A 7,937-nucleotide genomic window follows, 5' to 3' on the forward strand; every position below is an offset into this window, starting at 1 on the left:
GCCGCGAACACCACCCGCAAGGAGACCGGCCTCGACCCCGCGTCGTTCACCGACCTGACCCCGAAGGTCGCGGGGGAGCGGATCACCTGGACGGCCCCGGAGGGCGGCGACTGGCTGCTGTTCTCCTACTGGCGGCGCGGCAGCGGGCAGCGGCCGGAGTCCGGCCCGCACTCGTCCCCGGACAGCTGCGTCGTCGACCACTTCAGCCGCGCCGGGACCCGCGCCGTCACCGCGTTCTGGGAGGCGCGCCTGCTCACCCGCGACATCCGCAAGCTGATCAAGCGGGCGGGCGGGACGCTGTTCGAGGACTCGATCGAGCTGGAGACGGCGGCGCTGAACTGGACGCCCGACCTGCCCGCCGAGTTCCGGCGCCGCCGCGGCTACGACCTCATGCCGTACCTGCCGGTGATCGTCCGCCTCAAGGAGAACACCAAGTTCGCCTACGACGCGGCGACCACCGCCCACGTCCGCCACGACTTCTGGCAGACGGTCTCCGACCTGTTCAACGAGTTCCACTTCGCGGCGCTCGCGAAGTGGGCGCACTCGATCGGGCTGGAGTACCGCGCGCAGCCGTACGGGCTGGAGACCGACGCCATCCACACCGCCGCGATCCTGGACGTCCCGGAGGGCGAGTCGCTCGGGTTCAAGAACCTGGACGACTACCGCGCCCTCGCCGGCGGCCGCGACATGGGGGGACGGAAGGTCCTCTCCTGCGAGGCGGGGGCCTACCAGGGCGGCGCCTACAACACCACCTGGGGCAAGTTCCTCCGCACGATGGGCGGCGCCTACGCGGCCGGGCTCAACCAGACCGTCCTGCACGGCTTCTCCTACGCCGCCGCGCCGGCAGCGGCGTGGCCGGGCTTCGCGGCCTTCACCCCCTACAACGGCGGCATCGGGTTCTCCGAGTCGTGGGGACCGCGCCAGCCGACCTGGCGGCACGTCCCCGACGTGGCCGGCTACCTGGCGCGCGTCCACCTGGCCATGCAGGCCGGCAAGAGCCGCATCGACGTGGCCGTGTTCCGCCAGAAGGGCTACACCAAGACCGGCATCGGCGCCGGGTGGTTCACCAAGAGCGGCGTCCCGCTGGGCTGGACGCACCAGCTCATCAGCGCGCCGCTGCTCGACCTGCCGTCCGCGACCGTGTCCGGCGGGCGGCTCGCCCCCGACGGCCCCGCCTACAAGGTCGTGTTCGTCGAGGGCGACCGCTTCGGCGGCAACGAGTGCACGCTGCCGCTCGGCACCGCCCGCACCATGCTCAGGCTGACGAAGGCGGGCCTGCCGCTGGTGTTCCTCGGCGACTGGTCGGCCGCGACCGTCCCCGGCCTGGCGCGCGACGGCGAGAACGAGCAGCTGCGCGCCGTCCTCACGCAGGTGTTCGCGCAGCCGCGCGTCCGCGTCGTCGCCGCCGAGGCCGACGTGCCCGGGGCGCTGGCCGACCTCGGCCTGCGCCCGGCGGTCGCCTACGCGGAGGCGTCCACGCTCCTCACCGCCCACCGGCGGGACGGCCGCGCCGACTACTTCTACCTCTGCAACGGCAAGCACGCCGAGACCGTCAAGCCGCCGGTCGCGGCGATCGACCACGAGGTCACCTTCACCCGGTCCGACCGCGAGGCCGTCCCGTACCGGCTGGACCTGTGGACGGGCGAGACCGAGCGGGTCGCCGTCTACCGCGAGGAGGGCGACACGATCACGCTGCGGGTGGCGCTGCAGCCGTCCGAGGCCACCGTGATCATTCTGGCGCGCGGCGGTGAGGCCCCGTCCGCCACCGCCTCGCAGGCCGAGCTCCGCGTCGACCGGCAGCGCCTGGTCGCCCGCGCGAGGGCCGCGGGCACCTACTCCACCACGCTGCGCGGCGGCCGCACCGTGCAGACCGTGATCGGCGCCGTGCCCGAGGCGCGGACCCTCACCGCCTGGCGGCTCCAGGTGGAGGACATGACGCCGGACGGAGTGAAGCGGCACGACCTGGAGCTCGACGGGCTCAAGGCGTGGCCGGACATCCCCGAACTCGCGGACGTCTCCGGCATCGGCACCTACAGCACCACCGTGGACTGGACGGGCGGCGGCGCGATGCTGGAGCTCGGCGAGGTCTTCGACACCTGCCGCGTGAGCGTCAACGGCCACCGGCTCCCGGTCAGCGTGATCGTCCCGGTCGTGGACATCGGCCCCTGGCTGCGCCGGGGCGCCAACACGATCGAGGTCGAGGTCGCCACGACGCTGAACAACCGGCTCCGCGTCTCCGACCCCGGCGTGTACGGCGGCGCGTCCCGCCAGAGGTACGGGCTGGTCGGGCCGGTCAGGCTCGTTCCCTACGGCGAGGCGGTGGTCCCCGCCCGCTGAACCGCCGAACGTGCGGGAGGGCGTTGGCCCGCCCTCCCGCACGGTGGACCCCTCACCCCATGTCCCGCTAAGAACACATTTGCGAGGAACCCATGCACACCAGCGTATCCAGGCGCCGTCGCGGCGTAGCCGCCGTCGCTCTCGGACTGTCCGCCCTCACCGCCGCCCAGGCGGCCCCGCTCGGCACCGCCTACGCCGAGCCGGGCCGCGCCGCGGCCCCGTGGCAGCGTTACAACCTGTCTCCTTCGTCGCGGACGCTCCACCCGGTGTCGGTCTTCAGGACCAGCGGCACCGTGGCGGACCCGGCCGCCGTCCTGAAGGGCGGCACGACCAGCCTGACCGGGGCCGGAGCGTCCGTCACGCTCGACTTCGGCAAGGAGGTCAGCGGACTCACCACGCTGCGCTTCGCCGGTTCGGACGGCCCGCAGAAGGTCGGCGTCGCGTTCTCCGAGTCGTCCACCTACGTGGACACGACGAGCGACGCGTCGACCGGAGGCCCCCGCAGCCGCGACGGCGCCCTCTCCGTGGACGTCGACGGCGCCACGTCCTACACCACGCCCCCCGGACTGCTCCGGGGCGGCTTCCGCTACCTGACGATCTTCCTGTCCTCCGGCGGCCGGGTCGACCTGGACAAGGTGTCGCTGTCCTTCACCCCCGCGCCGGCGATGAAGGACCCGTCGAAGTACGCGAACTACTTCTATTCGAGCGACGACCTGCTCAACCGCATCTGGTACGCGGGCGCCTACACCGTCCAGCTCAACACGATCTCCCCGAAGACGGGCCGGGTCTGGGAGCCCCCGGCGGCGCTGTGGGACAGCACCGGCGACATCGGCGTCGGCGACACGATCCTCGTGGACGGCGCCAAGCGCGACCGGACGGTCTGGCCCGGCGACCTCGGCATCGAGATCCCGAGCGCCTACGCGGCGTTCAACGACACCGAGTCCGCCCGCAACGCGCTCACCACCGTGTACCAGCACCAGCGCGACACCGGCGAGCTCCCCTACGCCGGGCCCGAGCTGAACAAGTACGGCTCGGACACCTACCACCTGTGGACGCTCGCCGCGAGCTGGGACTACTACCGCTACACCGGGGACACGGGCTGGGTGTCCGGCGTGTGGGACCGGTACCGGAAGGGCGTCGACTTCATCACCCGGAAGATGGACGACAAGGGCCTGGTGTCCATCACCGGCACGTCCGACTCCGTCCGGATCCTGGCCAAGGGCGAGAACCTCATCGCGAACGTGCTGATGTGGCGCGTCCTCGACACCGGCTCGCAGCTCGCCAAGGCGCAGGGCGACGACTCCCTGGCCGCGTCCTACGCCGAGCGGGCCGCCGCGCTCCGGACCGCCATCAACGCGAACTTCTGGGACGAGACCGCCGGCGCATACAAGTTCTATCCGAACTCGACGATTCACCCGCAGGCGGACAACTCCCTCGCCGTCTGGTACGGCCTCGCGGACCGGCGGCAGGCGCGCCGCATCAGCGAGTCCCTCAAGGGCAACTGGAACGAGATCACCTCGACCGCCCCGGAGAACAAGGGCAACCCCGGCGTCTTCTCCGGCTCCATGGAGGTGAACGCCCACTTCGCCGCCGGCGGCCAGGCCGCCGACCAGGCCGGCGTGGACATCATCCGGCGCCAGTGGGGCTACATGCTCAACCACCCGGAGGGGACCGGCAGCACCTTCTGGGAGTCGTTCCGCAACCCGGGGGACGGGTGCGTCTTCTGCAGCTCCTACGTCAGCCTCGCGCACGCCTGGGCGACGGGCCCGACCCCGGCCCTCACGTTCTCCGTGCTCGGCCTGAACCCCACCGGCACGGGCGGGCGGTCGTTCGACTTCGTCCCGCACCCGGCCGACCTCACGTTCGCGCAAGGCCGGATCACCACGCCGGTCGGCGCGGTCGACGCCTCCTGGAAGGTCTCCGGCGGGACCTACTCCGCGCACCTGAAGGCTCCGGGCACCACCGTCGGCCGCGCCGGCGTGCCGACGTTCGGCGCCCGGGTCGAGGTCCGCGTCGACGGACGCCTCGTCTGGGACGGCGCCCGCGCACAAGCCAAGGGCGTCCACAGCGACGGCGAGTACGTCTACATCGAGGGGCTGCGCGGGTCCCACCGGCTCCAGAGCGACCGCGCATGACCACCGCCTCGCGCAGGCCACTGCGCGGCCCGGCGGCCGCGGCCGTCACCGTCGCCCTCCCGGTGACCTTCCTGGCCGCCCCGGTTCACGCGGACGCGGAGGCCCACGTCACCCGCTTGAAGGCCGCCGACCTCGGCCAGGCCCTCGGCATCGACGACACGACGCCGCCGCTGACCTGGCAGCTCCAGGGCGGGCGGAACGTCACCCAGACCGCGTACCGGATCCAGGCCGCCACGAGCGAGAAGGCCCTGCGGGAGGGAAGCCCCGACCTCTGGGACTCCGGCCGGGTGGCGTCCGCCGGCCAGCGCGCCGACTACGCGGGCAAGCCGATCGGCAGCCGGACCCGGGTGTACTGGCGCGTCCGCGTCTGGACGGGCCCCCGGCCCTCCGGCTGGTCGTCGCCGTCCTGGTTCGAGACGGGCCTGACGTCCCAGAGCGACTGGCGGGGCGGCTGGATCGGCCAGAAGGACTGGCAGGTCACCGGCAAGAAGCCCGCCCCCATCGTGGTGAAGCTGCCGAAGACCACCGCGCGCTACGTCCGGCTGGACGTGACGAAGCTCGGCCTGCCCAAGGTCGAGCAGCTGCCGGACCGGACCTGGCGGCTCCAGCTCGCCGAACTGGAGGTGCGCAGTTCCGGCGACCCGGACACCAACCTCGCCAAGGGCAGGACCGTCACCGCGTCCGACAACGGCGGCAACGTCAACCGCAAGTGGGGGACCCGCTACCTCACCGACGGCACGCAGACCACGAACCAGGAGTTCGCCGGCTGGTCCAGCTCCGCCTACGGCAAGGCGGACGTCTCCGACAAGCCGCTCACCCTCACCGTGGACCTCCAGGCGGCCAAGGACTTCGACGAGGTCCTCCTCTACCCGCGCACGGACCAGGGCGTCGAGGGCGGCAAGGTCCCGTACGCCCCCGTCGACTTCTCGGTCGCCGCCTCCGACTCGGCCGAGGGGCCCTTCGCGGCGAAGGCGGCGGTCACCGGCCAGGAGCCGCCCGAGTCGCCCGTCCCCGAGGCGCTGCCGATCTTCGCGAAGGACTTCGGGCTGCCCGGCGGCGTCCGCCGGGCCCGCCTCTACGTGGCCGGCCTCGGCGTCTACGAGGCCCGGCTGAACGGGCACCGCGTCGGCGACGCCGAACTGGAGCCGGCCAACACCGCGTACGCCGAGCGCGTCCAGTACGCGACCTACGACGTCACGAGGATGCTGCGCTCCGGCGGCAACACGCTCGGCGTCGAGCTGGGCAACGGCATCGCCAACGTGATCTCCACGCCCGACCGCTACCGCAAGTTCAGCGGGACGATCAGCGACCCCAAGCTGATGGCCCAGCTGGAGGTCACCCTCGCCGACGGCCGCGTCGTGCGGGTGGCCAGCGACGGCACGTGGAAGACCGTCCTCGGACCCGTCACGTTCTCCAACTGGTACGGGGGCGAGGACCACGACGCCCGCCGCGAGCGGCCCGGCTGGGACAGGCCGGGCGCGTCCCGCTCCGGCTGGGAGGCGGCCGTGCCCGTCACGGCGCCCGGCGCGCTGAGCGGGCGGGTCGCCGAACCCGTCCGTGTCGCCGAGACGCTGGAGGGACGGCAGATCGGGGCGGGCGACGGCTACCGGGTCTTCGACGTCGGCCGCAACATCGCGGGCCGTCCGGAGATCACCGTCCAGGCCCCGGCAGGGACGTCCGTGCGGATCCTGCCGTCCGAGAGCCTCAAGGACGGCCGCGCGTTCCAGTCGGCCAGCAACGTCGGGGCGCCGCTGTGGGACGAGTACACGACGCGCACCGCGGATTCCGAGACATGGCATCCGCGGTTCTCCTACCACGGCTTCCGCTACCTGGAGGTGCGCGGCCTGCCGGAAGGCGCGACGATCTCCGTCCGGGGCCAGGTGCTGCGCGCCGACAACGACTCCGCGGGCTCGTTCAGCTCGTCCAACGACCTCCTCAACGGCATCCACGGGCTGATCCGCCGGGCCATCGAGGGGAACATGATGAGCGTCCTCACCGACTGCCCGAGCCGGGAGAAGCTCGGCTGGCTGGAGCAGGACCACCTCGTCGGCGACGCGCTCGCCGCCAACTACGACGTGCACGCCCAGCTCCGCAAGATCGTCCAGGACATGGCGGACGCGCAGACCGAGGCCGGGCTCGTCCCGTCCACGGTCCCGGACTACACGGTCCTGCCGGGCACCTACAGGGACGACTCCAACTGGGGCGGCGCGTTCGTCGCCGTCCCCTGGCAGCTCTACCTGAACTACGGCGACACCGAGACCATGCGGACGTACTACGGCGCGATGAAGCGGTACGCCGCGTACATCGAGGGCCGCGTCTCCGACGGGCTGACCGACTACACCCTGGGCGACTGGTTCACCCCCGACCGCACGTTCCCGAAGGTCGTCTCGGGGACGTACGGGTGGTGGCGGATCGCCGACACCATGTCCCGGATCGCCGGCGCGCTCGGCGACGAGGCCGGCGCCGCCGCCTATCGGGCCAAGGCCGACAGGAGCGCCAAGGCCCTGTCGGCCAAGCTCTACGACCCCGCGACCGGCACCTTCGGGGGCGGCGGCCAGGGCGCCGAGGCCATCGCGCTGGACATGGGCGCCGTGCCCGCCGACCAGCGCCGGCGGCTGCTGGACCACCTGGTGGCCAGTGTCCGGAACGCCGGGTACCACCTGCTGCTCGGCGAGATCTCGCTGCCGTCGGCGTTCCGCGTCCTGCCCGACGACGTCATCTACAAGGTCGCGACGCAGACGGACAGTCCGAGCTACGGGTACCAGGTCGTCCACGGCAACACCGCCCTGGGCGAGTCGTGGGACGGCGGCGCCGGCCAGTCGCAGAACCACTTCATGCTCGGCGCGATCGACTCCTGGTTCTCCGGCCGGCTCGCCGGCATCGGGCAGGCGCCCGGCTCCGCCGGGTACCGCGACCTGGTCATCGCCCCGGCCGTGGTGGGCGACCTCACCAGCGCCTCCGCCACCCGGCGGACGCCGTACGGCGAGGTCCGCTCCTCCTGGACGCTGGAGAACGGCAAGGTCACCCTCCGGGTCACGGTCCCGGCGGGCAGCACCGCGCGGGTGCACGTCCCCGGAACCGACGAGCCCGCCCTGGTCGGCTCCGGCACCCACACCTTCCACGGCACCGCCCCCTGACGCACCGTCCGGTGGGCGCGGACCGGCGCCCACCGGACCGGCGCCCCGCCTTTCCCCCTACCGCTCCACCCACCCCCCGAGGAGCCCAGCATGAACGAGTTGTCGCGGAGAAGGTTCGTCCAGGCAGGCGGGGTCGCCGCCGCCGCGGTCACGGCGAGCGGCGCGGTCGCGGCGCCCGCCCTGGCGGCGCCGGCGGCCGCCCCCCACCGGACGCTGCACCCCACCGGCCTGCGGGTCGACCACCTGCCGGCCCCGCTCGGCATCGACGACACAGGGCCGCCACCGCCAGGCCGGTGAGGTGGCGCGCGAGCACCGGCTCGGCCGCGGC

Annotated in this window: 4 protein-coding genes; all 4 read left to right on the plus strand. The window is 72.9% G+C overall.

Annotation, left to right across the window (positions count from 1 at the left end):
• A partial coding sequence (locus AB0C69_RS33940) for a glycosyl hydrolase (protein WP_360359043.1) occupies positions 1-2,337 on the plus strand: 2,337 nt, incomplete at its 5' end.
• Between the two features lie 92 nt (positions 2,338-2,429).
• Positions 2,430-4,472, plus strand: coding sequence for a trehalase family glycosidase (locus tag AB0C69_RS33945; protein WP_360359045.1), 2,043 nt, complete (start codon positions 2,430-2,432; stop codon positions 4,470-4,472).
• Entirely contained in the window at positions 4,469-7,609 is a 3,141-nt protein-coding gene (locus AB0C69_RS33950; protein ID WP_360359047.1) for a family 78 glycoside hydrolase catalytic domain, read from the plus strand. The genes AB0C69_RS33945 and AB0C69_RS33950 overlap by 4 nt, the downstream gene beginning before the upstream one ends.
• Positions 7,610-7,699: 90 nt before the next feature.
• Positions 7,700-7,906, plus strand: coding sequence for a hypothetical protein (locus AB0C69_RS33955; protein ID WP_360359049.1), 207 nt, complete (start codon positions 7,700-7,702; stop codon positions 7,904-7,906).
• The last annotated feature ends 31 nt before the right edge of the window (positions 7,907-7,937 follow it).

The sequence above is a fragment of the Actinomadura sp. NPDC048032 genome (genome assembly GCF_040653175.1).
Classification (GTDB): domain Bacteria; phylum Actinomycetota; class Actinomycetes; order Streptosporangiales; family Streptosporangiaceae; genus Spirillospora; species Spirillospora verrucosospora.

What these genes read in the sequence shown, in the direction of transcription:
- AB0C69_RS33945 (WP_360359045.1), top strand. Translation starts at nt 2,430, where the DNA reads ATGCACACCAGCGTATCCAGGCGCCGTCGCGGCGTAGCCGCCGTCGCT.
- AB0C69_RS33950 (WP_360359047.1), top strand. Translation starts at nt 4,469, where the DNA reads ATGACCACCGCCTCGCGCAGGCCACTGCGCGGCCCGGCGGCCGCGGCC.
- AB0C69_RS33955 (WP_360359049.1), top strand. Translation starts at nt 7,700, where the DNA reads ATGAACGAGTTGTCGCGGAGAAGGTTCGTCCAGGCAGGCGGGGTCGCC.